This is a genomic window from Massilia frigida (assembly GCF_011682175.1).
Lineage (GTDB): Bacteria > Pseudomonadota > Gammaproteobacteria > Burkholderiales > Burkholderiaceae_D > Telluria_A > Telluria_A frigida.
In genome coordinates, this window is the sequence record NZ_WHJG01000009.1 from 107,696 (window position 1) to 131,281 (window position 23,586).

Here is a 23,586-nt window from a genome sequence, read left to right on the forward strand (position 1 = left end):
GGCGCCTCCCCTGGGTGGAAACGAGGGAACAACAGGCAACCTTTGCAGCCGTATTGCGTGACGTGAGTGGACTTGTTTCAGATGTGCTCGCCGTAGCCTGATCTACATGTCAAGTCTCGGATCCAGCGAAAAACGTCGACACCTCCCCATGAACAAAGTTTGTTTTGTGGAAATTTAGTTAACATCGATTGCCGGGTCTAATCTATAGACAGAATCTACGTATGTCTACGAAATTGGCTTGTGGGGCAGGGGAAGTGAACAGAATACAACGAGGGATGGGGCGGCGGCCCGCAAGCCGGAGAATGCAAGTTTCGCGAAAGGTAAACCGTATAAAGTGTTTGGCCGATGTCGCTGGCCGACGGCCGGCGGGATGTTGCGCCATGGATAGCGCAACGTCGACGTCAGTTCAGGCAGCGACGGCCCTGGCCTTGCGCTTCTTCGGTCGGTGCAGCTTGATCCAGATCACCAGCCCGGTCACGAAGAACATCAGCGGCACCACGCCGAAGATGCTGATGAAGGTGCGTCCCGCGATGCCGAACGCTTCGCCGGTGTGCAGCGGAAACATCCAGCTCAACAACCTGTCGCCGGCCGCTGCGCGCTGCGGGTCCACCGTGCGCAGCACGCTGGCGTCGCCGGCGTCGATGGACACGCGCGTGGCGCCGTCGCCGGCGCGCAGTTCGTCCGGCTGGCGCAGGCGGATTTCGTAAGGCTGGCCGGGTTTCGCCGGCAGCGCCAGGCGCGACACGCGCGCGTCCGGAAACTGCGCCTGCGCCGCCACCATCGCCTCCAGCGGCGCGATCGGCGCCGCGTCGGCCGCGCTGCGATTGGCCGCCTTGCCGGCCGGCGCCAGGGTCGCGACCGCACCCACCAGCGGCAGCACCCACTGCGGCATATTGAAGTACACGCCAGAGACCGCCAGCACCAGCAGCACCGGCGCGGCAAAAAAGCCGCCGGCGCGGTGCAGCTGGAAGTTAAAGCGCGGCCAGTTGCCGCCGTGGCGCACCGTCAGCGCGCCCTTGATGGCGGCCGCCGTCATGCGCGGCCACCACAGCACGATGCCGGTGATCGACAGCAGGAGCAGTGCCACGCCGGTCACGCCGATCACGGTCTTGCCGGTCTCGCCCGCCACCAGGTAGCGGTGAATATGGAACAGCGTGGACATCAACTGCGGGCGCGAGAAACCGAATCCGCCCCAGGTGCGCTCGCCGGTCACGGCCAGGGTGGCCGGGTCCAGCATCACCTGGCGCGACACAGCCACCTTCCACGCCGACGCCTGCTGCTTCGGATCGCGGTACCACGCCACGAACACATCGCCGGCACGCTCGGGGAACATCAATTGGCTCGGGCGCCCGTAGCGCGGATCGCGCAGCAGGCGCTCGGTAGCCGCCTGCACGGTGGCCGGCGCCACGCGCATGGCGGCGCCGGGCGCCATGCCGGGCGGCGGCGCGACCTGCAGCAAAGCGGGGTTGAGCAGCACATCGAGTTCGTGCATCCACGCCAGCGCGCTGCCGGTCAGGCCCAGCACGACGAGGATGGTCCCGAAAACGAGTCCGGCCCACAGGTGGACAAAGCGGATCACGGGTTTCATGGGAAAGAACAATCGAGGGCAGGGCACATCATTTTTAATGCTTCTTGAATAAATGAATGGGAATCGTTATCATTCGCATTGTACTCCGAACGCCAACATATCTGTCCCACGATCAAGGATTTCCCCTGTATGAGCACATTGACGCCCCTTTCCCGCGCGGTTGCGCTGGCCTGCCTGTTCATGGCGAGCACCGATGCGCTGGCCCAGCAAGGCGCTGGCGACGGGGCCGAGCCCTCCAGCACGGTGGTGGTCACGGCCACGCGCGGCGCCAAGGCGGTGGACAAGATTCCGGGCGCGATTTCGGTCATCAGCCAGCAGGAACTGGCATCGCAATACCTGATCGCGGACGATCCGTCGCAGGCGCTGGCGACCTACGTGCCGGGTTACGCGCCGAGCCGGCAAAAAATGACCTCGACCGGCGAATCGCTGCGCGGACGCCAGCCGCTGATCCTGCTCGACGGCATACCGCAATCGAATCCGCTGCGCGCCGGCGCGCGCGAAGGCTACTTTGCCGACAGCGCCATCATCGAGCGCATCGAAGTGATCAACGGCGCCTCCGCCATGCAAGGCATGGGCGCGACCGGCGGCATCATCAACTACATCACCAGGACCGCGCGCGCCGACGGCACCACGCATGGCCTGAACGTGCGCGCATCGGGCCAGCTGCGCTCCGATAACCTGGACTGGAAAACCGGCTACAGCGTCACCCACAAGGATGGCGGCTTCGACCTGCTCGGCTACGTCGGCCTGCAGCGGCGCGGCATGGGCTACGACGGCGACGGGCGTCGCCTCGGCATCGACAACGTCCAGGGCGATACCCTCGACAGCCGCGGCGACGACCTGTTCCTCAAGATCGGCCAGCGTTTCGGTGCCCAGCGCATGCAATTGAGCCTGAACCGCTTCAACCTGCGCGGCGACGGCGACTACAAGAACGAACCGGGCGTGGTGGCCGCCGGCGTGACCACGACATCGCTGCCGGGCCGGGCGCCGGGCGAGCCGCCGCGTAACAAGGTGCGCAGCGCCAGCCTCGATTACCGCCACGATGAACTGTTCGGCGGCGCCTTCAGTGCCCAGCTGTTCAGCCACGACTTCGAGGCCCTGTACGGTGCCACCCCGGTGGCGACCTTCCAGGACGTGCGCCTGGCGCCGCTCGGGACCCTGTGGGACCAGTCGCAGATCGTCGCCGACAAGCGCGGCGCGCGCATGACCTGGGTGCGTCCCGACATGCTCGTCTCCGGCCTGGAAGTGACGGCCGGCCTCGATCTCCTCAGGGACAACACCCAGCAGCGCCTGGCCGCCACCAGCCGCACCTGGGTGCCGCAGCTGCAGTTCCAATCGACGGCGCCGTTCGCGCAGCTCGAATACGAAATCGGCCCGTTGACGGTGCGCGGCGGCGTGCGCCACGAGCAGGCCAAGCTCACTGTCGATACCTACACCACGCTGGCGGTGTACGGCAGCCGGCGGGTCGCGGGCGGCGAGACCGAGTTTTCCAAGTCGGTCAAGAATATCGGCGCGCTGTGGCGTTTCGCGCCGCGCTGGTCGGCCTTCGTGGCCAGCTCGGAAGGCTTCGGCCTGCCCGACGTCGGCCTGGTGCTGCGTGCCGTGAACACCGATGGCAAATCGGTGGCGACCCTGATCGACCTCAAGCCCATCATCACCCGTAACAATGAAGTGGGCGTCAACTGGCGCGGCGCCCACGGGCAGGTCGGCCTGTCGCGCTACGATTCGCGCTCGAAGCTGGGCAGCGTGCTGCGCGTGAATGCGGCCGGCATCGGCTCGGTCGAGCGGGTGCCGACGGTGGTCAAGGGCTGGGAAGTATCGGGCGACTGGCGTCCGCTGAAGACCGTGTCGGTGTTCGGCAGCTACGCCGTCACCGACGGCAAGACGGCGGCCAGCCAGGGCGCGCCGCTCGACCTGGCGCTGTCGGCGCGCTCGCAGGGACCGGACAAAGGTGTGCTCGGCGCGAACTGGCAGTGGGCGCCCAAGGCCCAGCTGCGGGTGCAGGCCAGCCATCTGCGCGACCGCGACATCAACATCGGGCGCAAGGTCGGCACCAGCAACCTGGAAGAGCACTTCAAGGGTTACACGCTGGCCGACATGGCGCTGACGTTCGAGAGCAGCTACGGGCGCATCGGGGTGAGCGTGGAGAACCTGCTCGACAAGCAGTATGTCGGCTACTACTCGCAGTCGGCGGCGGCGCAGGACGCCACGGGGACGTTTGCCGGCCGCGGGCGCACCCTGGCGCTCAGCTGGAACCGCACCTGGTAACAGCGCGCGTCGCTTGGTGCTGCCGCCACCAGCGACGCGCCAAGCCGCTTACTTCTTGAATTGCGCCACCGCCGCCCGGCCCACGGCCGGATCGTCGGTGAAGAAGCCGTCGATGCCGGCGTTCAGGTAGGCCGTGATTTCAGCCACGGCGTCACCGCGCTCGCTGGGCGAGGCCACATCGCCACGGCGCATGCTCGGCGGCAGGAACGGGTTTTCCGGACGCAGGGTCCAGGTGTGCACTTTCAGGCCGGCGGCGTGGGCGTCCGCCACGAAGCTGGTCGGCTTGCCCAGTTCATTGGCGGCGGTGCGCGCGATGATCACTTCCTTGTAAGGCGACACGGCGTCGGCGTAGGTGGCGATTTCTTTCAGCCCGGCCGGCGTGACCAGGTCCTTGTAGGTGCTCTTGCTGCCTGCCGCGACGAAGTCGTACGGCGCATTGCGTGGCGCGCCATTGGGCGCCGGCGGATTGGCCGGATTGTCGATCAGCTGCACGATGCGCATGTCGGTCAGCTGGCGCAATTGCTTCAGGTTGGCCACCTCAAACGATTGCAGATACACTGCGGCGTCCTTGCCGCGATAGCCATTGGCCACCAGCAGGTCGACCAGGCGCTTTTCGAGCGGCAGGCCGATGCCCTTGAAGTAGGTCGGGTGCTTGGTCTCGGGGTAGATGCCGATGGTCTTGTGGCGCGCCTGGCTTTCCTGCTTCACCAGGTCGATCACTTCCTGCAGGGTCGGCACCTCGAACTGGCCATCAAAAGCGGTGTTGGCCGGGCGGTTGGCGGGAATGCGTTCTTTCGCGCGCAGGGTTTTCAGTTCCGCCAGCGTGAAGTCTTCCGTGAACCAGCCGCTGACGGGAATGCCGTCGATGGTCTTGGTGGCCTTGCGGCTGGCGAATTGCGGCAGCGCCGAGACGTTGGTCGTGCCCGAGATCTCGTTTTCGTGGCGCGCCACCAGCACGCCATCTTTGGTCGCCACCAGGTCCGGCTCGACGATGTCGGCGCCATCTTCAATCGCCTTCTTGTACGAGGCCAGCGTGTGCTCGGGACGCAGGGCCGAGGCGCCGCGATGCCCGGTCACGGCCGGCTGCTGCGGCCAGCTGGCGCCCGGATTTTGCAGCTCGGGCGTGTCGTCGCCGCCGCAAGCGCTCATCAAGACCGCAACGCTGGCGGCGCACATCAGGGATAGGGTGGTACGGGACACGTGGTACATCGCAATAGGCTCCGCTGTGGGGGGAATCAGTGTTGATACTGAAAAAATGCAGAGCGTAGCAAGCTTGCATGACCGTACGATGACGTCGAGCCCGCCGGATTTCCGCTTTTCTTTGCGTTTGAGCAAATTCTTCATGGATTTCTGCTGTGACAATCGGTGTTGCCTGCGCCGTTTCTGGAGTAGGGCCTTTTCACTGGAGATGCTTGATGAACATTCGTCCGACCCTGCTGGCGGTTGCGCTCGCTGCTGCCCACCCGACGCCGAGCGCCGCGCCGCCGCTGATGAACGGCCCCGTGACAGTGGTGCCGAACGCCGCCGCGCTGGTGGGGCAGCTGGCCGCCCAGCGCTCCCGGCTCGGGCTGGACGCCGACCACCATTTCCTGCTCGCCAGCCAGCATCCGGGCATACAGGGTAGCACGGTGGTGCGCGCCCACCATACGTACAAAGGCGTACGCGTGTTCGGCTCGGAATCGGTGATCGTGGCCGATGGCGCCGGCAATATCGTGCGCGAATCGGTGTCGGCGCGGCGCGTCCACCTCGGGCGCGGCAGCGCCAACCAGCTGGGCGCGGCCACGGCCGGGTTCAATGTGAAGCCGGCGCTGACGGCGGCCGAGGCCATCGCGCTGGTGCTGCGCACGGTGCGGGCCGGCGCCGTGGCCGAGACGCCGCCGGCGGCCGAACTGGTGATCTTTCCGCTGCTCTGGAGCGAGCGCGTGCCGGCCGCGCTGGCCAAGGCCGACGACGCCCTCAACGCGCTCGACATGGCCGATGTGGTGGCCGGCTACGAGCTGGCCTGGCTGGTCGGCACGCGCCTGCGTGCCGGTCCGCTGCCGGTGTACCACGACACCATCGTCAGCGCCCGCAACGGGCGCATCCTGGCGCAGTGGAGCATGCTGCAGAGCGCCACCGGCAGCGGCAAGAGCCAGTACAGCGGCGAGGTGCCGCTCAGCACGAGCGAAGGCGGCGCCGGCTTTCGCATGGTCGATCCGCTGCGCGCCAAGGGTGGCAAGTTCGGCGGGCTGGCGGTGACCAACGCCAACCACGGCACCACGGCCGGGGAAGTGTTCACCAACAGCGCCAATGCCTGGGGCGACGGCAAGCAGTACGTGGCCGGCGGCAGCACCACCGGCGCCAACGGCCAGACGGCGGCGGTCAATGCCATGTGGGGCCTGGCCAACACCTACGACATGCTCAAGAACGCGCTGGGCTGGCACTCGCTGGACGGGCAGGACAGCGCCACCTACATCGCGGCGCACGTGAACACCGCCTACGACAACGCCTACTACAGCGACGCCTGCAAATGCATGTTCATCGGCGATGGTTCAACCTTCAACAGCCTCGGCGCGCTCGATGTGGTGGGGCACGAAATGGGCCATGGCATCACCGACGCCACCTCGCGCCTGGTGTATGCGGGCGAGTCGGGCGGCTTGAACGAATCGTCGTCGGACATCACCGGCGAAGTGGTGGAAGCGTATGCGCGCGCCGGCGCCGGCGGCGCGCTGATCCCGGCCGGCGGCAACGATTGGATGCTTGGCAAGGACATCAGCAAAACCGGCACGCCCTTGCGCTACGTGATTCGCCCGAGCAAGGACGGCACCAGTCCGGATGCCTGGTCGACCCGGCTCAGGCGCCTGGATGTGCATTACAGCAGCGGCCCGAACAACCGCATGTTCTATTTCCTGGCGCAGGGCTCGCACGCCGACCCGGCCAATGAGGCTCACAGCACTTACCTCAGCGCCACGCCGGGGGCGATGAGCGGCATCGGCCTGGACAAGGCCTACCGCATCTGGTTCAACGCCGCCACCACGCGCTTTACTTCCAGTACCGACTACAAGGATGCGCGCGCCAAGGTGCTGGCCGCGGCCGAGGAACTATATGGCAAGAACAGCAAGGAGGCGGTGGCCGTGCAGCGCGCCTACGCCGCCGTGAACGTGGGTACGGATATCAACGAATAGTGCCCATGAGATAGAAATCGCGGCTGAGTGTGTATGGTCGGAACTATTTCGGGGTCAACATAATGTGCGTGCGGAAATCGGGTTTAGAATCGACGCACGCGCCGAAGCGGGCGCGTCTGTTTATTTTTCTGGAGTCGCTTATGCCTGTCACACCGCACCTGCTGCAGCTTGGTCTGCTGTCCATGTTCCTGGTTCAGGCCACCGCCCGGGCCGCGCCTTTATATTCAGTCAAGAATCTGGGCACGCTTGGCGGCGACAGTGGCGACGTGCGCGCCATCAACAACAGCGGCGCCGTGGTCGGCTACGCGCTCAACAGCAACAATATCAGCAGCGCTTACATCTCGCGCGATGGTGCCATGCACAGCCTCAGTCCCGACAGGTCGACCCGCAGCTATGCCAGCGGCATCAACGACGCCGGCGTGGCGGCCGGGCAGGTGCAGTCCAGCAGCGGCGAATCGCAGGCGGTGATTTTTAGCGGCGGCAAGATCGACGCCATCGGCAGCCTGGGCGGCAGAAACAGCGACGCCAAGGGCATCAACAATGCCGGCCAGGTGGGCGGCAGCGCCGACCGCGCCGACGGCACCCAGGCCGCCTTCCGCTACACGCCCGGCGGCCAGATGCGCGACCTTGGCACCCTGGGCGGCAGCAACAGCCACGGCGCCGACATCAACAACAGCGGCGTGGTGGTCGGGCGCGCCGACCTCGCCAACGGCCAGTATCACGCCTTCCGCAGCGACGATAGCGGCATGCACGACCTCGGCACCCTGGGCGGCAGCTACAGCGAAGCGAACCGGATCAACGAGCGCGGCGCGGTGGCGGGCTTTTCCTACATGGCGGGCGACGCCAGCACGCACGCCTTCATCTTCGACAACGGCATCATGAACGACCTGAACACCTTGGGCGGCGCCAACAGCATCAGCTACGGAATCAATCATGCGGGCCATGCGGTGGGCAGTTCCGACATCGCCGGTGGCAAGGCGGTGCACGCCTTCCTGTATGCGGATGGCAGCATGCGCGATTTGAATGATCTGGTGGGGCCGGGCTTCGGCTGGACCCTCAACTACGCGGCCGATATCAACGACCTGGGCCAGATTACCGCGCACGGCTGCAATACAAGCGGCCTGTGCCGCGGCTTCCTGCTCACGCCCGACGGTGACGTGGGCAAAGTCGATGAGCCGGGCACGCCGGCCATCCTGGCGCTGGGAGCAGGCATGATGCTGCTCGGAATGGGGCGCGCACGGCGCGTGCGCGCCCTGCGCCAGAACTGATTACTCGCCCATCAGCGGGAAGGGATTGATGGGCGTGCCTTTCCACCATTTCTTTTCGGCGGTCAGTTCGACCACGGCAAAGTGCAGGTGGGGTGCGTTCGGGTCCGAATTGCCGGTCACGCCGACATAGCCGACCAGGTCGCCCCGCTTGAGATCCATGCCTTCCTTCACGCCCTCGGCGTAACGGTCCAGGTGCGCGTAGTAATACGCGTATTTTTCGCTCGGATCGAACTGGTACACCGTCAGGCCGCCCGGCTTGCTGTTGAACAGCTTGACCAGTTTGCCATCGCTCACCGCCAGCACCTTGGTGCCCTTGGGCGCCATGATGTCGAGCGCTTCATGGTGGCGGTCGGCGCCGCGCGGCTGGTCGAAATTGTCGCGCAGGCTGGCCAGCTTGACGCCCTCGACCGGCACCATCAGCTTGGCGCCGGCCGGCACCGCGGCCGCGCTGGCGCCGTTGGCGGCGGGCAGGGCGACCTCGCTCATGGCCGGACGCAGCGGCAAGTCCAGTTCGCTCAGGTCGGTGCTCACCACCGGTACGCCGGGCAGCTCGGACACCGGCAAGGACACGCCGCCCGGGGCCGCCGGCGCCGCCACCGCTGCCGTGGCCGGGGCGGCGGGCGCCACCACGACCACTTGCGCCGGCTTGGGCACGGGCACCGTGCGCAGGTAGACGAACAGGGAGCCTGCGCCGAGCAGCAAGCCTGCCAGGAAAGTAAGTAGCCATTTCATGAAATTATCCTTTTTGCTTGTGAAGGGTGTGCCAGCCGATGTTCTTGTTTGTTCATTCCTGCAATAGCACTTCGGTGCCGTAGCCGACCGACTCGGTCAGCGTGCTCACGTCCCAGTTGGTCAGGCGGATGCAGCCGTGCGACTGGGTCTTGCCGATCGAGGCCGGCAGGGGGGTGCCGTGGATGCCGTAATGGTCTTTCGACAGATCGACCCAGGCCACCCCCACCGGGTTGTTGGGGCCGGCCGGCAGCTTGGCTTTCTTGTCGCCGGGGCTGGCGTCCCAGAACAGTTTCGGGTTGTAGTGGTAGACCGGGTGGCGCGCCACGCCGTTGACTTTCCAGGTGCCGATCGGCAGCGGATCGTGCGCGCTGCCGGTGGACGCGGGGAACTGGGCCAGCACCTTGCCGTCGGCGTCGAGCAGGGTCAGCGAGCGGTCCGAGCGGTCCACCACGATCTTTGCGGCCTTCGGCAGTGGCTCGATGTCGAGCACGTTCGGGACGACGATGGTCTCGCCGGCGCGGCCGGCATCCTTGCCCGGGTTCAGGCGCGCCAGCAGGGTCGGGCTGAGGTGGAATTTTTCGCCCAGCGCTTCCAGTGCGCTGCTGTAGCCGAGCGTGGCCAGCTTGGCTTTCTCGGCCATGCTCTCGGGGATCGCTTCGAACGGACCGGCCACGTCGGCATCGGTCAGGGTGTAGCTGACCAGGGCGTCGGCCTGGTCGGCGTTCAGCGCGGCCCAGGTCGCCTCGTCGAGCGTGCCGGAGGGTTCCAGGCCGGCTTTTTTCTGGAAGCCGGCCAGCGCCAGGCGCATGTTCGAGCCCGAGGCGGCATCGATCTCGCCACTGGAAAAGCGCGCGCGGTCGAGCAGGACCTGGGCGCGCAGCAGGGCTGGCGCGGCCACTTTGCCCGCTTTCGCGCCCTTGGCCGGCTTGGCGGGCGCGGCCGCCGTCTTGCCCGCCGCGTTAACGGCGTCGATCGTCAGGGCGGACGGCGCGCTGGCGGCCATGGCGGTTGGAACGGTGGCCGCGCCCGCGAACATGGCGGCGATCAGGCAAAGCGAAGATGGTTTCAATGAAAGCCCCTTGAGAATCGGATACCTGAGATTAATTCCTCTCGGATATACAGTCTGTGCGGCAGCGTACTAAGGGTCAGCCGGCCGGGTAAAATACGCACATGAGCACTTATCTGATTACCGTGCAGCCAGCCGGCTGGCGCTTCGAGGCGGCGCCGGGGCGCGCGCTGCTGCTGGCGGCCGAGGACGCCGGCATCATGCTGCCCGCTTCCTGCCGCAATGGCAGCTGCCGCACCTGCCTGTGCCAGGTGGCGGCGGGCGAGCTGGCTTACCTGATCGACTGGCCGGGCATCAGTGCCGACGAAAAACGCGCTGGCGATACCTTGCCGTGCGTGGCGGTGGCGCGCTCGGACCTGACCCTGTGGGCGCCGGCGGCGCGGCGCGTCACGCGATAAGCGCGCGCGGACGCACCGGCGGCGGCAAGGCCGGGCGCACCGGCTTGTCGTTGCCCAGCTTGAACACGCTGACCACCTGGGCCAGCGCAGCCGCCTGTTCCCGCATCGATCCGGCCGCCGCGGCCGCCTGTTCGACCAGCGCCGCGTTTTGCTCGGTCACCTCATCCATCTGGGTAATCGCCATGTTGACCTGTTCGATGCCGGCGGTCTGCTCCATGCTGGCCAAGGCAATGCCGGACATGATGGCCGTCACGCGCGTGATCGATTCGACGATGTCGGCCATGGTCCGGCCCGCCTGGTCGACCAGCTTGCCGCCCGTATCGACCTGGTCGACCGAATCGTTGATCAGGGTCTTGATTTCCCTGGCGGCGGCGGCCGCGCGCTGCGCCAGGTTGCGCACCTCGCTGGCCACCACCGCGAAGCCGCGCCCCTGCTCGCCGGCGCGCGCCGCTTCCACCGCCGCGTTCAGCGCCAGGATATTGGTCTGGAACGCGATGCTATCGATCACGCCGATGATGTCGACGATCTTGCGCGAGGACTCGTTGACCGAGTTCATGGTGTGCACCACCTCGGTCACCACGGCGCCGCCGCGCCCGGCCACCTCGGAAGCGTTTGCCGCCAGCACATTGGCCTGGCGGGCATTGTCGGCATTCTGCTTGACGGTACTGGTCAGCTCTTCCATCGAGGATGCCGTTTCTTCCAGCGAGCTGGCCTGTTGCTCGGTGCGCGCGGACAGGTCCAGGTTGCCGGCCGCGATCTGGCCGGATGCGGTAGCGATGGGATCGGTGCCGCTGCGCACCTGGGCCACGATGCTGACCAGGGCCGCGCGCATGGTTTCCATGGCGTACAGCAGGCTGCCGGTGTCGCCCGGTCGGGTCTGGATCACGGTCGACAATTCCCCGGCGGCGATCGCGCCGGCCACGCGCACCGCATAAGCCGCTTCGCCGCCGAGCTGGCGCGTCAGGCCGCGCGTGATCCACAAGCCCAGCCCTACGCCGGCGCCCAGGCTGCCGATGGCGAGCGCCAGCATCAGGAACCGGCTGCTCTGGTAGCGCTGGCCCGATGCGGCGGCCACCTCGGCCGATTTTTTCTCTTTCTGGGCGACCAGTGCGGAGAGCAGCTGGTCCACGATGCCGGCCTTGGCCGCCAGGGGGCCGAGAGCGAATTCGGCGGCGGCCGTTTTGCCCGCGGGGGTGAGGTCCTGCGCCCGTTTCAGCAATTCCGGCAGCATGCCCTCGTACTCCAGCAGGCCGCGGTCGATGTCGGCCAGTATCTGTTTACCGCTATCGAGCGTGAAGCGCGGGCGCGCCTGTTCCAGGTTCTGGTGCAACTGGCCGCGCGCGCTGTCGATCTGGCCGCGGAAGCGGCCCACCTGGTCCGGCGTGGTGGCAACCAGCATCCCGCGCGCGGCGCGCCCGATATAGACCAGGTCGATGTTCGCTTGCTTGGAATGAGACAGGCCGAGCAGTTCCAGCTTGTAGGCGCGCTTGGCCTGCTCGGTCATGATGGCCATGTTGACGATGCCGATGGCGGCCACGATGGCGCCGAGGACCGCGACCGTCAGGAAAGCGGACAGCAGGCGCGTACCTACTTTCAGATTGTCGAGCATGCGGGTCTCCGAAAAACGTGCCGGCCAGGTCGGGCGCTACCGGCTGCGGTGGCGCGGGCATGGGGCTGCCGGTGCTGGAATCGGCGCCGCTCGGGCCGCCCTGATGAATACGCTACGCCAAGCGCGTGTAACTGTTAATCGTTATTCGTCGAGAACCTGGTTTTCGACACAGTGTGGCGGCCGGCGTCGTTGCCCGGCAACGTAGGCCGCCCGGGCGCACGCGCTTATTCGGCCATGCCGAGCGCGCGTTCGATCAGGGGCAGGACCAGTTTCCATGCGGGCGAGCTGGCCGCGATTTCATCGTAGTGGCTGGCGCCCGGCAAGATCAGCACCTCGGCGCGGTCGCCGGCGGCGCGCGCCCGCGCCGCATAGTCGTGCGCCGCGCGCGGCGGCGAGATGGTGTCGAGTTCGCCCGTGACCAGCATCGTGCGGCTGCCGTTGGGCATCAGCTCGGCGGCGTTGGTGTCGGCAAAGATGTCGGGCCGGCTGGCGCTGGGGGTGCCCGCCAGTTGCGCCAGGTCGCGTCCGCAGCTGGTCTTGATCAGGGCCTGTTCATGGCGCAGGTCGGCCAGGCCGCCCAGGCTGATCACCTCGCGCACCGGCAAGGGGTTGGGGTGGAACAGGGGACTGGTCGCCGCAATCCGGCTGCGCCCCGCGATCCACTGCACCAGCTGGCCGCCGGCCGAATGGCCGACCGCGACGATGCGGCCGGTATCGAGCTGGTGGGCGGGCGCTTCGGCGGCCAGCTTGTCGAGCGCGGCGTTCATGTCGAGGTAGGTGCCGGGATAGCCGCCGCCTTCCTCGTCGACGCGGCGGTACTCCACGTTCCACACGGCGATGCCGCGCGCGGCCAGCGCGCCGGCCACATTGTGCATCTGGCTGATGCCGCCGTACTCCACCGTCCAGCAGCCGCCGTGCACCAGCACCACCACCGGAAACGGCCCGGGGCCGGCCGGACGGAACAATTCGGCGAACTGCGATGGCGCGCCGCCATAGGCGATTGTCGCGGTCGGCGGCGGGCCGGAGAGGGCCAGGTAATCGGCCAGGGTCATCGGCGCGGCCAGGGCGGCGCCGGACGCGAGCAGGGCGGGTACCAGCAGGGCCGGGGCCATCACAGGCAGGACAGTCTTCATCGTGGTCGGGTGGGAGCGGAGGGAACTGCCACTATACCGGGTTCGGTGCGTGCCGGGGCGGGGACGGGGCGCACGATTGGCGCGCCTGCGGCAGGCCGGCGGCCTTCCATGCTAGGCTGCGGACAACCATAAGGAATGATATGCAAATCACAACGTACGAATACAAAGGATTTACCATCTCGGTCACGCCGATCAAGGATTGCGGCGACCAGTGGGACTTCGAATACCGCATCACCAAGACCGGGGAGGGCGGACAGGATACCGATCCCGCGCCAGCGCTCACGCGCAGCCAGACGGCCGGCGGCCACGCCACCGCGGAGGTGGCTTGCCTGGCCGGCGTGGAAGTGGCGCGCATCGAGATCGACAACCTGCTGGCCTTGTCGCGCGAGCGCGAACCCGAGCGCTGAACTGGCGCGCCGCCGGCCGGGGCCGGATTCAGTCCAGCAGATCGCGCTCGGCTGCCAGGTGCGGCCCAGCGTTGCCGGCGCGGCCCACGTCCTTGGCGACCGGATGCCATTCGAAAGCGTCGGGGCCGAGCGCCACCGAGCGTGCCAGCTGTTCGGCTTGCTGGGCGGACAGGTCCGGGTCCAGCCACAGGGCGGCATCCGCGGCGCTGAAGACGACCGGACGGCGGTCGTGCACATCGACCATGCCGCCCTCGGCATCGGCGGTGACGATCACGAAGCCCGACTCGGCGGCCTGTTCGCGCGCGCTGCCGCAGGCGCCGATGGCGGCGATGAACAGCGGTTCGCGCGTCTTGAGGTGGATGTGCCAGGGCTGCTTCCTGCCCTTCTCGCCGGTCCATTCGTACCAGCCGTCGGCCGGGACGATGGCGCGGCCGGCCTTGAGCAGGGGCGTCCAGTAACGGTTGCCGAGTTTTTCGAGGCGCGCATTGATGGAGATGGGCAGCTTGTCCGCAGCCCAGGAGGCGCGGTAGCCCCAGAAGGCATCCTCGATGTGCAGCTGGCCGCCGGCGATGCGCATCAGCGGGCGCCAGGTGCCGGGTGGCGCGTTGTAGCTGGGCGAGGCCTGGCTGGCCACGCGCGGGGCGGCGCCGCGCCAATGCAGCGCCGCGATGTATTCAATGGCGGTATGGTTTTGATCGAGACGTCCGCACATGCGCTATGCCTTTTTGCCGGGGTGGTGGTCCCGGACGTGGCGCCCGGAAGGATCAACAATACCGGAAAGGCAGGTTTGCGGCGCGCAGGACGTGCGCCGCGGCGGACATCGCGATGTTTGATATTTGCATTCACACTTGAGGAAAGGCATTCCATGACCAGCAACGAGAACCAGTTCACATCGCCGCAGCGCGCCCACTCGACTCCCGATCCGGACGGCCTGCCGCCCACCGATCCGACACCTGCGCCGGTACCGGACGACGTGCCGCCGCCGGTCAACGCGCCGGTCGAAGAGCCGGCCATGCCGGTGCCGCCGATCAAGGCCTAAGGGATACGTCGCGGCCTGCCCGGACGCTTACTGGCCCTTGGGCGGGACCGGATCGAGCTGGTCGAGCTGTTCGCTCGGCTCATCGCGTTCGAGCGAAGCGTCATGCTCGCGCCTGTCGCGATTCTCGCCGCCATCGAACTGGTTGGCGGCGGCCGCGCTGCCATTGTCGCTGTCGGCATCGTTCAGGTCCGATGGCGGCAGGGGCGGGATCTGGCGGATCAGGGCCTCGGTGTCGCGCTGGGAAGGCGGTTTTTCGCCGCTGCCGATATCGGCTTCGTCGAGCAGCGACTTGGCGTCGGCCGGGTCGGGGAACGGTTTGGTGGCATGCATGGGATTCTCCAATCAGTTAGGAGGTGCCGCACTGGCGCGGCGCTCTCGCAACGATGCTAACAGTGCAAGGCATCGGCTGGCGCGCAGTAGGGCGCGGCCGGACGCTGAGTGCTGTTGCTTTAAGTCTACATTTGTTATTATTTGTGTTCGCGATCACACCCGGAACGGCCGCGGTTTTCTATAATTAATCCATCGACCGTTGTTTTGTTCCAGGAGAACATGATGGGCAATTCCTTACACAACAAGATCTACCTTGGGCGCTCCTCGGTACTGCGCTCGCGTCCGCTGCAAGTGGTGCTGCTGGTCAGCGCCTTGATCAGTATTGGCGTTGTCTGGTTCCTGTTCCGCACAGTAAAGTAACAGTGGGCAGCGAATGCAGGTTGCCGCGGGCAGCCTGCGCGGTTACCATGGGGGCCGAAAATTGGCCACATGGAAATCAGCAATGAAGAACGAGAAATTGACCACAGACGAATACGACGCGCTCGGGCATATCCTGGGTGGGGCGAAGCATGACCGCTTCAACGCCTGCGTCGGGCGCAACGCCAAGCGTCTGGCGGGCCTGAAAATGATCCAGTACAGCAAGGACGGCAAGCTTGCGTTGACGGACAAGGGACAGCAAGTCTTGTTCCTGCGCCGCTGCATCGCCGGCCTGCGTGCGCTGCTGGCCGACCCGGCGGCGGTGGTTGACGCCGACGTGCTGGTGTTCCTCGGCAAAAAATCCCACATCGCCCCGCTCGAAGCGGGCGGCCACGGCGTCACCGACAAAGGCCGCGAATCGCTGGCCGACATCGACGCCCAGAACATCTAAGCCCACCACCGGGGTCTGACCTCTGATTAGCAATATTTCACATTCTTGCACAACCGGGGGGCAGACCTCGGTTGTGCAACTTTTCTGCTCCCAAGTGCCTTGTCCACGGATCATCGCACCACAAGCACAGTAATCTTCCGCAGTGGGTTGCCTCTGGGCATCGATGCATGCACCTGTGCGCAAGGGTGTTTCCTAACCGAGGTCTGACCCCGGGTAGGAAATAGTTGTTTGATGTGCAGCGAAATTGGGCGGGGATTTAACAATATTTCGAGTCAGAGGTCAGACCCCGGTTGTGGGAGTCGTGAGCCGGGGTGCGGGCGCTACGGTTCGTCGCGGCGCGTGCCTTTGTAGATCAGCGTGCGGATCGCCACTTCGGGCGGCACCTTCATCGCCGCCAGATATTCGGCCGCCTGCTGCACGCCCAGCGTGGGTATCGCGGCAATCGCCTGGTTGACCACGTCCCGCGTGCGGAAATCGGTGCGCGGACTGGTCGCTTCGCTGCCGTGCGCATCGGCCCGCTGGCGCTGGAATTCTTCACTCATGGTGGGTCGCTTGGCTCTAAAATGGCTGTCAGCCGAGGATGATAGTCTATTTTTGAACAAAGATGTCGATCTGACCACAGCAACCAGCACGCTATGACATTTCGGCCGCCGCCCGCTGCTCCCCGGCCATCGCCGGCGCCAGGCTGGCGCGCTCGCGCAGCAGTGCCTCAAAGGCCGGCGCGGCCAGCGGACGGCTGAAAAAGTAGCCCTGCATTTCGTCGCAGCCATGGCGCCGCAGGTAGTCGAGCTGCTCGGCCGTCTCCACCCCTTCGGCAATCACCGACAGCTTCAGGTTATGCGCCAGCGCGATGATCGAGGCCACGATCGCGGCATCGTTGGCGTCGCGCGTGATGTCGGACACGAACGAGCGGTCGATCTTGAGCACGTCGATCGGAAAACGCGACAGATACGACAGGCTCGAATACCCCGTGCCGAAGTCGTCGATCGACAGGTTCACGCCGAGCGACTTCATGCTGTGCAGCAGTTCGACCGCGAGCGTGACGTCGCTCATGAACAGGCTTTCGGTCAGTTCGATCTCCAGCAGCGCCGGCGCCAGCCCGGTCTGGGCCAGCACGTCGCGGATCTCGGCCAGCAGGTCGGGGGCGCCGAACTGGCGCGCCGACAGGTTCACGGCCACCCGCAGCATGCCCAGCCCGGCATCCTGCCAGGCTTTGTTCTGGGCGCAGGCGGTGCGCATCACCCAGGCGCCGATCGGCACGATCAGCCCGGTTTCCTCGGCCACCGAAATAAAGCGGTTGGGCGCCACCACGCCCAGTTCGGGATGCTGCCAGCGGATCAGCGCTTCCATGCCGACGATCTGGCCGCTGGCCAGGTTGACCTGGGGCTGGTAGTGCAGCACGAATTCCTTGCGTTCCAGCGCGCTGCGCAGCGCGCTTTCGATGCGTACCCGTTCTTGCGCTTCCTCGTTCATGGCCGGGGTGTAGAACTGGAAGTTGTTGCGGCCCAGTTTCTTGGCGCGGTACATGGCGATGTCGGCGTGTTCGATCAGGCTGTCGGCCGGGGTGCCGTCGGTGGGGAACACGGCCACGCCGATGCTGCAGGTGACGAAAAATTCCTTGGTCCCGAGCGGCACCGGCTGCGCCACCGCGTCCATCAGGCGCTGTACCACGTCGGCTTGCAGGCGTTCGTCGGCGTGTTCGGTGAGGATGGCGACGAATTCGTCGCCCGACAGGCGCGCCACGGTGTCGGTGTCGCGCAGGGCCGCGCGCAGGCGCGCCGCGATCGTCATCAGCAGCACGTCGCCGGCCTTGTGGCCCATGCTGTCGTTGACGAATTTGAAACGGTCCAGGTCGATCAGCAAGACCCACACCGGCCGCTCGCAGCGCTGCGAATACGCCACCGCCTGGCCCAGGCGGTCCTGCAGCAGGCTGCGGTTGGGCAGGCCGGTGAGCACGTCGTGCTGGGCGATGTGCCGGATACGTTGCTCGGTCAGCTTGCGGGCGGTGATGTCGGTGCCGGTGCCGCGGTAGCCGCGGAATACGCCGCCGGCGTCGAACACCGGTTCGCCGTTGATGCTGAACCAGCGCGTCTCGCCGTGTTCGTCGACGGTTTCGTAGGCGAGGTCGGTGAACGCTTCGCGCGCCAGCAGTTGCGCCATGTGGGCCTTGCCCCAGTCGCTCTCTTGCATGCCGGTCACGGTTTCCCAGCGCGTGCGGCCGATCAGGCGCCCGGCCGCGACCCCGCCTTTTTCGCCGAGCCCGCCGGTGATGTCGATAAAGCGCAGGTCGGCGTCCTGTTCCCAGTACCAGTCGGAGGACATGGTGACCAGCTGGCGGAAGCGCTGTTCGCTTTCCTGCAGCGCCGCTTCGGTGCGGCGCCGCGCCAGCACGTCGTCGATCAGGCGCTGGTTGGACAGTTTCAGGTCGGCGGTGCGTTCGTCGACCAGCAACTGGACGCGGCGCGAGCGCTGCACCAGGGTTTGCACGAAGGCGGCCATCAGCAAGGTAAACAGCAGGCCGCCGGCCAGGGTGAATGCCCAGCCGGGATGGTTGTGCAAGACCGGGCGCGGGGTGGCGCTGACCACCACGGTCCAGGGCTGGCCGGCGACGTCGAGCGCGGCGCTGTGGCGTTCGCGGTGGCGCGCGGTGGCCCAGCGGCGCAGCGGGCCGAGGGCGGCGTGCTCGCGCATGGCCACGTCCAGCCCGACGCTGGCGTACACCAGGTGGGCCGGGTCGGTGCCGGCAGTGGCGTAGACCGCCAGGTGCACGCCCTGGTCGGCGTGCAGGTCGGCGCCGCGCAGGATCTTGTCGACCAGGTCGCGCGCGCGGATGATGGCGGCGGTGTCGCCGATCAGGGCGGCGCGCCGTTGGTCGGCGCTGCCGAGCGCGGCGCCGGGCCGGTACACCGGCATGATGACTTCGAAGCCGCCTTGCGGGCGCTTGTCTTGCGCCAGGCTGAGCAGGCCGGTGGCGGCGGCGCGTCCGCTGGCGGTGGCCTGGTCGAGCGCGTTCATGACTTGCGCATTCGGGCTGACGGACAGGCCGAAGGCCGCTTCGTTGCCTTGCATCGGTTCCAGGTAGTCGACCACGCTGTAGCGCGCGCGGCGGCGCCAGGTGGCGTCCCTGCGGCCCCATTTCGGTGATGCGGGTGCCCGGCACCACCTGCCCCAGCTCGGCCTCGGCCGCTTCGCGTTCGGCGCCGCTGACCAGCCGGTGAAAGTTGAAGGCCTGGATGAAGGGGTAGCGCTGCAGCAGCGGTTGGGTGAAGTCGTGGAATTGGCGGCGCGTGACCGGGTGCACCGTGGCAAACAGCTGGTTGGTGACGGTGACCACTTCGACCGCTTCGTCGAGCCCCTGGCGGATGGCGGCCACGCGCACCGTGGCGCGCTGCTGGAAGGCGAGCGCGTGTTTGTCGTCTTCGAGCCGGGCCACGGCCAGCGCCAGCAGCGCGGTGGCGCCCAGGCCAGCGCCGAGGGTGAGCGCCGCCGCGACGGAGAGCGAGAACGGCAAGCGACGACGCAACATTTCCTGTTTCCTAATAGAAGACGGCGGCGCCCGCGCGCCGCTCCGATTGCGGCTTTAGTTTGTCACAAAATGATGAAAATCGGTAACGCGATTGATCGGTAGCAACAAAAAAGCGAGGTGGCGCGCCGGGGCGGCATTCATTTGGAGGGCTTGAATGGATGTTGCAGCCATGCCACGACGGCGCGCGCCAGCAGGCGGTTGAGCAGGCTGCTGCCCAGGCCCTGGCGCCGCGCCACCCAGCGCTGCAGGCGCAGGGCGCGCGGCAGCGGCTGGGCGGGATCGAGCCGGGCCGGGGCCTTGACGGCGAACAGGATGCGGTTGTTGCCGGCGCTGCGCTCGAACCAGCAGACGCGCTCGTTGAACATCAGGCGCAGGCGCGCCAGCATGCCGGCGTAGCGCGGGTCGTAGCTGAAGATATTGGCCACCAGCACGCCGCCATCGCGCAGGGCGGCGCGGCAGTCGCCGTAGAAGCGGGCCGTGCCCAGCGCCGGCGGCAGGCCGGCGGTGTCGAAGCCGTCGATCAGCAGCACGTCGGCGCAGGCCGGCGCGGCGGCCAGCCAGTCGACCGCGTCGGCATGGACCACGCTGAAGCGCGCATCGTCGGGCGGCACGCAGAATTGTTCGCGCAGGGCGATCACGTCGGCGCGCAGCTCGATCACGGTGATGCGCGCCTGCGGAAAGTGGCGGTAGCAGAATTTGGCCAGCGAGCCGCCGCCCAGCCCGACCATGACGATGGCGCGCGGGCGCGGCACGAACAGGGCGAAGCACATGATGGCGCGGCAGTAGGCCAGCACCAGCGCTTCCGGACGCGAGAGGCGCATTTCGGACTGCACGTCGCCGGGCAGGAATTCGAGGGTGCGGCGGTCGCCGCAGGTCTGCACCAGGGGTGCGCCGCGCGCCGGGGCGGAGGCGGGCGACGGCGGCAGTGGTTGGTCGGTCAGTGGCGGCATGGCGGTCCGGGGCAGGCTGGGCTGGCGCCAGTATAGCGGAGCGCGGCGCCGGCGCGCGCTCCCGCGCGCCCCTGTTGCGCCCCATCGGTTTCTGATAAGCTGATCCTGCCCCGGCTGTGTGTGGCCGGCTTCAAGCGGCCGGCCTGCGGCGCGGCCAACCCGGAGAGACTATGTTTTTAGACCACCCCACCATCACCGCGACCAACAGCTTCACCGAGCCGGACCGCATCGAGCGGCTGACCCGGGTGTACGGCTATGTGGTGGCGCTGGCCGATCTTGCCGGTGTCGAGGGCTTCATCGAGAAGTTCACCCAGATCCACGACCACAAGGGCACCCTGATCGTGTTCTGGAACGACTTGCCCAATGAGATAGAAAAGCAATTCTTCGCGCAAGCCTGGGCCAGCAAGATCGGCGACGGCAGCAGCAACGTCGAGCACGAAATCTGACGCCCCCAGGCGCGGCGATGGACATCACCACGATGTTGTTTGCGCTCGCGCTGGGCAACCTGAGCCTGGCGGCGACGCTGTTTTTCTACGAACACGAACGCGGCAAGCCGCTCAGCTGGTCGACCTGGGCCATCGCCAAGCAGTGCCAGGCGGTGGCGTGGCTGCTGTTGTATTTCAACGGTAGCGGCGTGATGCCCGATGCGGTGTCGGTCCCGGCCGGCTACGCGGTGCTGTTTGCCGGGGTCGGCCTGGAAGCGGGCGCGCTGTGGGAAGCGGCCGGGCGCCTGGCGTGGCGCCGCGTCGCCTATCCCGTCATCGCCGTCTCGGTGGCGCTGTTCCTGGCGTGCTATGTGATCGACGAAGCCGGCATGCGGGTGGTGGCCGGGGCGCTGATCCTGGGCGTTCTGCACCTGGCCAGCGCGGCGGCCCTGGCGCGCGGCTGGCGCGGCGGCACCATGCTGCACCGCTTCCTGGTGATCGCCATCGCCGCGCTGGCGCTGCTGGTGGCGGCGCGCGGCATCCTGGTGCTGACCATGCCGGGCGGCTGGGGCTGGCTGAGCAAGGGCTTGCTGCAGGTGCTGACCTCGGGCGCGCTGTACTTGCTGATGCTGTTCAACGGTTACGGCTTCCTGCTGCTGGCGCGCGAGCAGCAGCGGCTCGAACTGGAGCGTCTGGCGCTGGTCGATCCGCTCACCGACCTGCCCAACCGGCGCAGCTTTTTCGCCGCCCTGGCGCCGTGGATGGCGCTGGCGCGCCGGCCCGGCCAGCCGAGCGCGCTGGTGATGCTTGACTTCGACCAGTTCAAGCGGGTCAATGACAGTTATGGCCATCCGGCCGGCGACACGGTGCTGCGCAGCGTGGCCGAGGTGTGCAAGCGCCAGTTGCGCGACAGCGACCAGCTGGGCCGCCTGGTGGGGGTGGAATTCGCCCTGCTGCTGCCGCGCACCGGCCTGGACGAGGCGCTGATGGTGGCCGAGCGCATCCGCGCGGCGGTCGAGGCCAGTCCGGTCAAGACCGAACGGGCGATGATTTCGATGACCGCCAGTTTCGGCGTGACCGTGATCCGCCCGGACGACAGCACGGTGAGCCTGTTCAAGCGCGCCGACGAAGCCCTGCGCGCGGCCAAGCAGGGCGGGCGCAACAAGGTGGCGGCCGCGCCCATAGGGGACCCGCCCGGCGTGGATTCGCCCGGCGTGGATGCGCCCCGCGTGGATGCGCCCGGCGTGGATGCGCCCGGCGTGGACTCGCCGCCCGTGTAGCGCGCGGCAACACAAGGATGGCGGCCCGGTCCGCCGTCATGAGCACGTCATAAAACTCCGTTACCGTGACTGGTTTTGCAGCGGGTGAGCCTGGATGACAACAATACAGAAAGAGGCTTCGATGTACGCTGCCGTAGATTTGGGTTCCAACAGTTTTCGCCTGCATATCGGCAAGCACGATGGCGATGCGATCCGCGTGTTAAAGAGCGTGCGCGAGCCGATCCGCCTGGCCGCCGGGCTCGACGCCAAGGGCAATCTGACCGAGGCGGCCATGCAGTCGGCCCTGGCCTGCCTGCGCAATTTCCAGGCGGTGCTGGCCGGCTACCGGCTCGACGCGGTGCGCGTGGTGGCCACGTCCACCCTGCGCGTGGCGCGCAACGGCGCGGCATTCCTGCCGGCCGCCGAGCAAGCCATCGGCTATCCGATCGAGATCATCTCGGGCGAGGAAGAGGGGCGCCTGATCTACATGGGCGTGGCCAGCACCCTGCCTGACGCCGCCGAGCGGCGCCTGGTGATCGACATCGGCGGCGGTTCCACCGAAATCATTCTCGGGCACGGCCCGGACATCGAGCGGGTCGAGTCGTTCAGCATCGGCACGGTCAAGCAAAGCCTGTCGTTTTTCGTCGGCGGGCGGATCGACGCGGTCTCGTTCGAGGCGGCCATCCTGTCGGCGCGCAGCCACTTCGAGGATGCCGCGCCACCCTATCATCCGCAGTTCTGGAAGCAGGCCTACGGCTCCTCGGGCACGATCCGGGCGATTGCCGACATCATCGCCAAGAACAATCTGGGCGACGGCAAACTGTCCGCCGCCGGACTCGATGCGCTCAAGCTGCGCTTCATCGACTTCGGCCAGGTGGCGCGCATCGACATGCCGGGCCTGCGCCCGGACCGCGCCGGCACCATCATCGGCGGCCTGGCGATCCTGATCGCGCTGGTGCGCGAACTCGATATCGAGGTCATGCAGTCGATCGAGGCGGGCCTGCGCATGGGCGTCATGTGGGACCTGTACCTGCGCTCGATGCAGCGCGACCGGCGCGAGGAATCGGTGGTGGCGCTGGCGCGCAAATTCCATGTCGACGATGAACGCGCAGGGCGCGTGGCGGCGCTGGCGGGCGCCCTGTACACCCAGCTCAAGCCGGCCGGCGACGGCTGCGCCAAGCTGCTGCGCTGGAGCGCGCTGCTGCACGAAATGGGGATGGTGGTGTCGCAGACCGGTTACCACAAGCATGCGGCCTACATGATCGAGAACGCCGACCTGCCCGGGTTCACCACGCGCGAGCAGCGCGTGATGGGCAAACTGATCCTGGCGCAGAAGGGCAACCTGCGCAAGGTGGCCGATGCGCTCACCGACCTTGACTTCGCCAAGGCGGTGCTGGCGCTGCGCGTGGCGATCCTGCTGATGCATGCGCGCATCGACGCCGACGCCGGTGAACTCAAGCTGCGCATGAAGAACCGCATCGACCTCGAGATCCGGCGCGAGTGGGTGGGCAGCCACCCGACCGTGTCGTACTGGATCGAAAAAGAGCAGGAATGGTGGGACGAGGTGGGCACCGATTTCAGCGTGCGCAGCGTGGCTTAGCGGGCACGGCGGGGCG

The 23,586-nt window shown here is 67.1% G+C and carries 23 protein-coding genes; 12 read left to right on the plus strand and 11 right to left on the minus strand.

Features of this window, described 5'->3' with window-relative positions; translation table 11 throughout:
* Nucleotides 1-406: 406 nt before the first annotated feature.
* Nucleotides 407-1,588 (minus strand): PepSY-associated TM helix domain-containing protein, encoded by a 1,182-nt coding sequence (locus tag F2P44_RS11515; protein ID WP_167086839.1) that lies wholly within the window; start codon nt 1,586-1,588, stop codon nt 407-409.
* A gap of 129 nt (nt 1,589-1,717) precedes the next feature.
* Here F2P44_RS11515 and F2P44_RS11520 point away from each other — a divergent pair, with 129 nt between their 5' ends.
* Nucleotides 1,718-3,856 carry a TonB-dependent receptor gene (locus F2P44_RS11520; protein WP_229423500.1) on the plus strand — a complete coding sequence of 713 codons (2,139 nt, stop codon included), beginning with the start codon at nt 1,718-1,720 and terminating at the stop codon, nt 3,854-3,856.
* A 48-nt stretch (nt 3,857-3,904) separates the two neighbouring features.
* Here the strand turns inward: F2P44_RS11520 and F2P44_RS11525 are convergent, their stop codons facing one another.
* Nucleotides 3,905-5,065, minus strand: a complete 1,161-nt coding sequence (locus F2P44_RS11525) for a glycerophosphodiester phosphodiesterase (protein ID WP_167086840.1) — start codon at nt 5,063-5,065, stop codon at nt 3,905-3,907.
* A gap of 206 nt (nt 5,066-5,271) precedes the next feature.
* Between F2P44_RS11525 and F2P44_RS11530 the strand changes: the two genes are divergently transcribed.
* Both F2P44_RS11530 and F2P44_RS11535 read left to right on the plus strand, forming a co-directional pair.
* Complete coding sequence (locus F2P44_RS11530) at nt 5,272-7,020, plus strand: M4 family metallopeptidase (protein ID WP_167086841.1); 1,749 nt, start codon at nt 5,272-5,274, stop codon at nt 7,018-7,020.
* Between the two features lie 140 nt (nt 7,021-7,160).
* Nucleotides 7,161-8,288 carry an HAF repeat-containing protein gene (locus F2P44_RS11535; protein ID WP_167086842.1) on the plus strand — a complete coding sequence of 376 codons (1,128 nt, stop codon included), beginning with the start codon at nt 7,161-7,163 and terminating at the stop codon, nt 8,286-8,288.
* On the opposite strand, the gene F2P44_RS11540 is transcribed toward F2P44_RS11535, so the two are convergent.
* Nucleotides 8,289-9,020, minus strand: a complete 732-nt coding sequence (locus tag F2P44_RS11540) for a M23 family metallopeptidase (protein WP_167086843.1) — start codon at nt 9,018-9,020, stop codon at nt 8,289-8,291.
* A gap of 52 nt (nt 9,021-9,072) precedes the next feature.
* A complete protein-coding gene (locus F2P44_RS11545) occupies nt 9,073-10,089 on the minus strand; it encodes a L,D-transpeptidase family protein (RefSeq protein ID WP_229423501.1) in 1,017 nt (338 codons plus the stop codon).
* A 101-nt stretch (nt 10,090-10,190) separates the two neighbouring features.
* On the opposite strand from F2P44_RS11545, the gene F2P44_RS11550 reads away from it, so the two are divergent.
* Nucleotides 10,191-10,484 carry a 2Fe-2S iron-sulfur cluster-binding protein gene (locus F2P44_RS11550; protein WP_167086844.1) on the plus strand — a complete coding sequence of 98 codons (294 nt, stop codon included), beginning with the start codon at nt 10,191-10,193 and terminating at the stop codon, nt 10,482-10,484.
* Here the strand turns inward: F2P44_RS11550 and F2P44_RS36350 are convergent.
* The gene (locus F2P44_RS36350) at nt 10,474-12,093 is read right to left on the minus strand and encodes a methyl-accepting chemotaxis protein (protein WP_167086845.1); all 1,620 of its coding nucleotides are present in this window, start codon (nt 12,091-12,093) and stop codon (nt 10,474-10,476) included. The genes F2P44_RS11550 and F2P44_RS36350 overlap by 11 nt on opposite strands.
* Nucleotides 12,094-12,317: 224 nt before the next feature.
* Entirely contained in the window at nt 12,318-13,226 is a 909-nt protein-coding gene (locus F2P44_RS11560) for an alpha/beta hydrolase family protein (RefSeq protein WP_229423502.1), read from the minus strand.
* A gap of 140 nt (nt 13,227-13,366) precedes the next feature.
* On the opposite strand from F2P44_RS11560, the gene F2P44_RS11565 reads away from it, so the two are divergent.
* A complete protein-coding gene (locus tag F2P44_RS11565) occupies nt 13,367-13,633 on the plus strand; it encodes a hypothetical protein (RefSeq protein WP_167086846.1) in 267 nt (88 codons plus the stop codon).
* Nucleotides 13,634-13,661: 28 nt separating this feature from the next.
* Here the strand turns inward: F2P44_RS11565 and F2P44_RS11570 are convergent, their stop codons facing one another.
* Entirely contained in the window at nt 13,662-14,345 is a 684-nt protein-coding gene (locus F2P44_RS11570; RefSeq protein ID WP_167086847.1) for an SOS response-associated peptidase family protein, read from the minus strand.
* Nucleotides 14,346-14,498: 153 nt separating this feature from the next.
* On the opposite strand from F2P44_RS11570, the gene F2P44_RS11575 reads away from it, so the two are divergent.
* Nucleotides 14,499-14,672, plus strand: a complete 174-nt coding sequence (locus F2P44_RS11575) for a hypothetical protein (RefSeq protein ID WP_167086848.1) — start codon at nt 14,499-14,501, stop codon at nt 14,670-14,672.
* A 27-nt stretch (nt 14,673-14,699) separates the two neighbouring features.
* On the opposite strand, the gene F2P44_RS11580 is transcribed toward F2P44_RS11575, so the two are convergent.
* A complete protein-coding gene (locus F2P44_RS11580; RefSeq protein ID WP_167086849.1) occupies nt 14,700-15,002 on the minus strand; it encodes a hypothetical protein in 303 nt (100 codons plus the stop codon).
* A gap of 222 nt (nt 15,003-15,224) precedes the next feature.
* On the opposite strand from F2P44_RS11580, the gene F2P44_RS11585 reads away from it, so the two are divergent.
* Together F2P44_RS11585 and F2P44_RS11590 are read left to right on the plus strand one after the other, a co-directional pair.
* A complete protein-coding gene (locus F2P44_RS11585; RefSeq protein WP_167086850.1) occupies nt 15,225-15,362 on the plus strand; it encodes a hypothetical protein in 138 nt (45 codons plus the stop codon).
* Nucleotides 15,363-15,444: 82 nt separating this feature from the next.
* Nucleotides 15,445-15,810, plus strand: a complete 366-nt coding sequence (locus F2P44_RS11590) for a hypothetical protein (RefSeq protein WP_167086851.1) — start codon at nt 15,445-15,447, stop codon at nt 15,808-15,810.
* Nucleotides 15,811-16,130: 320 nt separating this feature from the next.
* Here F2P44_RS11590 and F2P44_RS11595 read toward each other — a convergent pair whose 3' ends face one another.
* Nucleotides 16,131-16,352 (minus strand): hypothetical protein, encoded by a 222-nt coding sequence (locus tag F2P44_RS11595; protein ID WP_167086852.1) that lies wholly within the window; start codon nt 16,350-16,352, stop codon nt 16,131-16,133.
* A 91-nt stretch (nt 16,353-16,443) separates the two neighbouring features.
* Entirely contained in the window at nt 16,444-18,900 is a 2,457-nt protein-coding gene (locus F2P44_RS11600; RefSeq protein ID WP_370662676.1) for a bifunctional diguanylate cyclase/phosphodiesterase, read from the minus strand.
* Nucleotides 18,901-18,925: 25 nt separating this feature from the next.
* On the opposite strand from F2P44_RS11600, the gene F2P44_RS36865 reads away from it, so the two are divergent.
* Nucleotides 18,926-19,438: a hypothetical protein gene (locus F2P44_RS36865; protein ID WP_308610102.1), complete on the plus strand. Its 513-nt coding sequence runs from the start codon at nt 18,926-18,928 to the stop codon at nt 19,436-19,438.
* A 35-nt stretch (nt 19,439-19,473) separates the two neighbouring features.
* On the opposite strand, the gene F2P44_RS11605 is transcribed toward F2P44_RS36865, so the two are convergent.
* Nucleotides 19,474-20,286 (minus strand): fused MFS/spermidine synthase, encoded by an 813-nt coding sequence (locus F2P44_RS11605; protein ID WP_167086853.1) that lies wholly within the window; start codon nt 20,284-20,286, stop codon nt 19,474-19,476.
* A 170-nt stretch (nt 20,287-20,456) separates the two neighbouring features.
* On the opposite strand from F2P44_RS11605, the gene F2P44_RS11610 reads away from it, so the two are divergent.
* The 3 genes from F2P44_RS11610 (at nt 20,457) to F2P44_RS11620 (ending at nt 23,570) form a co-directional block, all read left to right on the plus strand.
* Nucleotides 20,457-20,732: a hypothetical protein gene (locus F2P44_RS11610; protein ID WP_167086854.1), complete on the plus strand. Its 276-nt coding sequence runs from the start codon at nt 20,457-20,459 to the stop codon at nt 20,730-20,732.
* A gap of 17 nt (nt 20,733-20,749) precedes the next feature.
* Nucleotides 20,750-21,991, plus strand: coding sequence for a GGDEF domain-containing protein (locus F2P44_RS11615; RefSeq protein WP_167086855.1), 1,242 nt, complete (start codon nt 20,750-20,752; stop codon nt 21,989-21,991).
* 121 nt (nt 21,992-22,112) lie between these two features.
* Nucleotides 22,113-23,570 (plus strand): Ppx/GppA phosphatase family protein, encoded by a 1,458-nt coding sequence (locus F2P44_RS11620; protein ID WP_167086856.1) that lies wholly within the window; start codon nt 22,113-22,115, stop codon nt 23,568-23,570.
* Nucleotides 23,571-23,586 lie beyond the last annotated feature (16 nt).

Coding starts and splice junctions, on each gene's coding strand:
- F2P44_RS11515 (WP_167086839.1), bottom strand. CDS start 1,588: ATGAAACCCGTGATCCGCTTTGTCCACCTGTGGGCCGGACTCGTTTTC.
- F2P44_RS11520 (WP_229423500.1), top strand. CDS start 1,718: ATGAGCACATTGACGCCCCTTTCCCGCGCGGTTGCGCTGGCCTGCCTG.
- F2P44_RS11525 (WP_167086840.1), bottom strand. CDS start 5,065: ATGTACCACGTGTCCCGTACCACCCTATCCCTGATGTGCGCCGCCAGC.
- F2P44_RS11530 (WP_167086841.1), top strand. CDS start 5,272: ATGAACATTCGTCCGACCCTGCTGGCGGTTGCGCTCGCTGCTGCCCAC.
- F2P44_RS11535 (WP_167086842.1), top strand. CDS start 7,161: ATGCCTGTCACACCGCACCTGCTGCAGCTTGGTCTGCTGTCCATGTTC.
- F2P44_RS11540 (WP_167086843.1), bottom strand. CDS start 9,020: ATGAAATGGCTACTTACTTTCCTGGCAGGCTTGCTGCTCGGCGCAGGC.
- F2P44_RS11550 (WP_167086844.1), top strand. CDS start 10,191: ATGAGCACTTATCTGATTACCGTGCAGCCAGCCGGCTGGCGCTTCGAG.
- F2P44_RS36350 (WP_167086845.1), bottom strand. CDS start 12,093: ATGCTCGACAATCTGAAAGTAGGTACGCGCCTGCTGTCCGCTTTCCTG.
- F2P44_RS11560 (WP_229423502.1), bottom strand. CDS start 13,226: ATGAAGACTGTCCTGCCTGTGATGGCCCCGGCCCTGCTGGTACCCGCC.
- F2P44_RS11565 (WP_167086846.1), top strand. CDS start 13,367: ATGCAAATCACAACGTACGAATACAAAGGATTTACCATCTCGGTCACG.
- F2P44_RS11570 (WP_167086847.1), bottom strand. CDS start 14,345: ATGTGCGGACGTCTCGATCAAAACCATACCGCCATTGAATACATCGCG.
- F2P44_RS11575 (WP_167086848.1), top strand. CDS start 14,499: ATGACCAGCAACGAGAACCAGTTCACATCGCCGCAGCGCGCCCACTCG.
- F2P44_RS11580 (WP_167086849.1), bottom strand. CDS start 15,002: ATGCATGCCACCAAACCGTTCCCCGACCCGGCCGACGCCAAGTCGCTG.
- F2P44_RS11585 (WP_167086850.1), top strand. CDS start 15,225: ATGGGCAATTCCTTACACAACAAGATCTACCTTGGGCGCTCCTCGGTA.
- F2P44_RS11590 (WP_167086851.1), top strand. CDS start 15,445: ATGAAGAACGAGAAATTGACCACAGACGAATACGACGCGCTCGGGCAT.
- F2P44_RS11595 (WP_167086852.1), bottom strand. CDS start 16,352: ATGAGTGAAGAATTCCAGCGCCAGCGGGCCGATGCGCACGGCAGCGAA.
- F2P44_RS11605 (WP_167086853.1), bottom strand. CDS start 20,286: ATGCCGCCACTGACCGACCAACCACTGCCGCCGTCGCCCGCCTCCGCC.
- F2P44_RS11610 (WP_167086854.1), top strand. CDS start 20,457: ATGTTTTTAGACCACCCCACCATCACCGCGACCAACAGCTTCACCGAG.
- F2P44_RS11615 (WP_167086855.1), top strand. CDS start 20,750: ATGGACATCACCACGATGTTGTTTGCGCTCGCGCTGGGCAACCTGAGC.
- F2P44_RS11620 (WP_167086856.1), top strand. CDS start 22,113: ATGTACGCTGCCGTAGATTTGGGTTCCAACAGTTTTCGCCTGCATATC.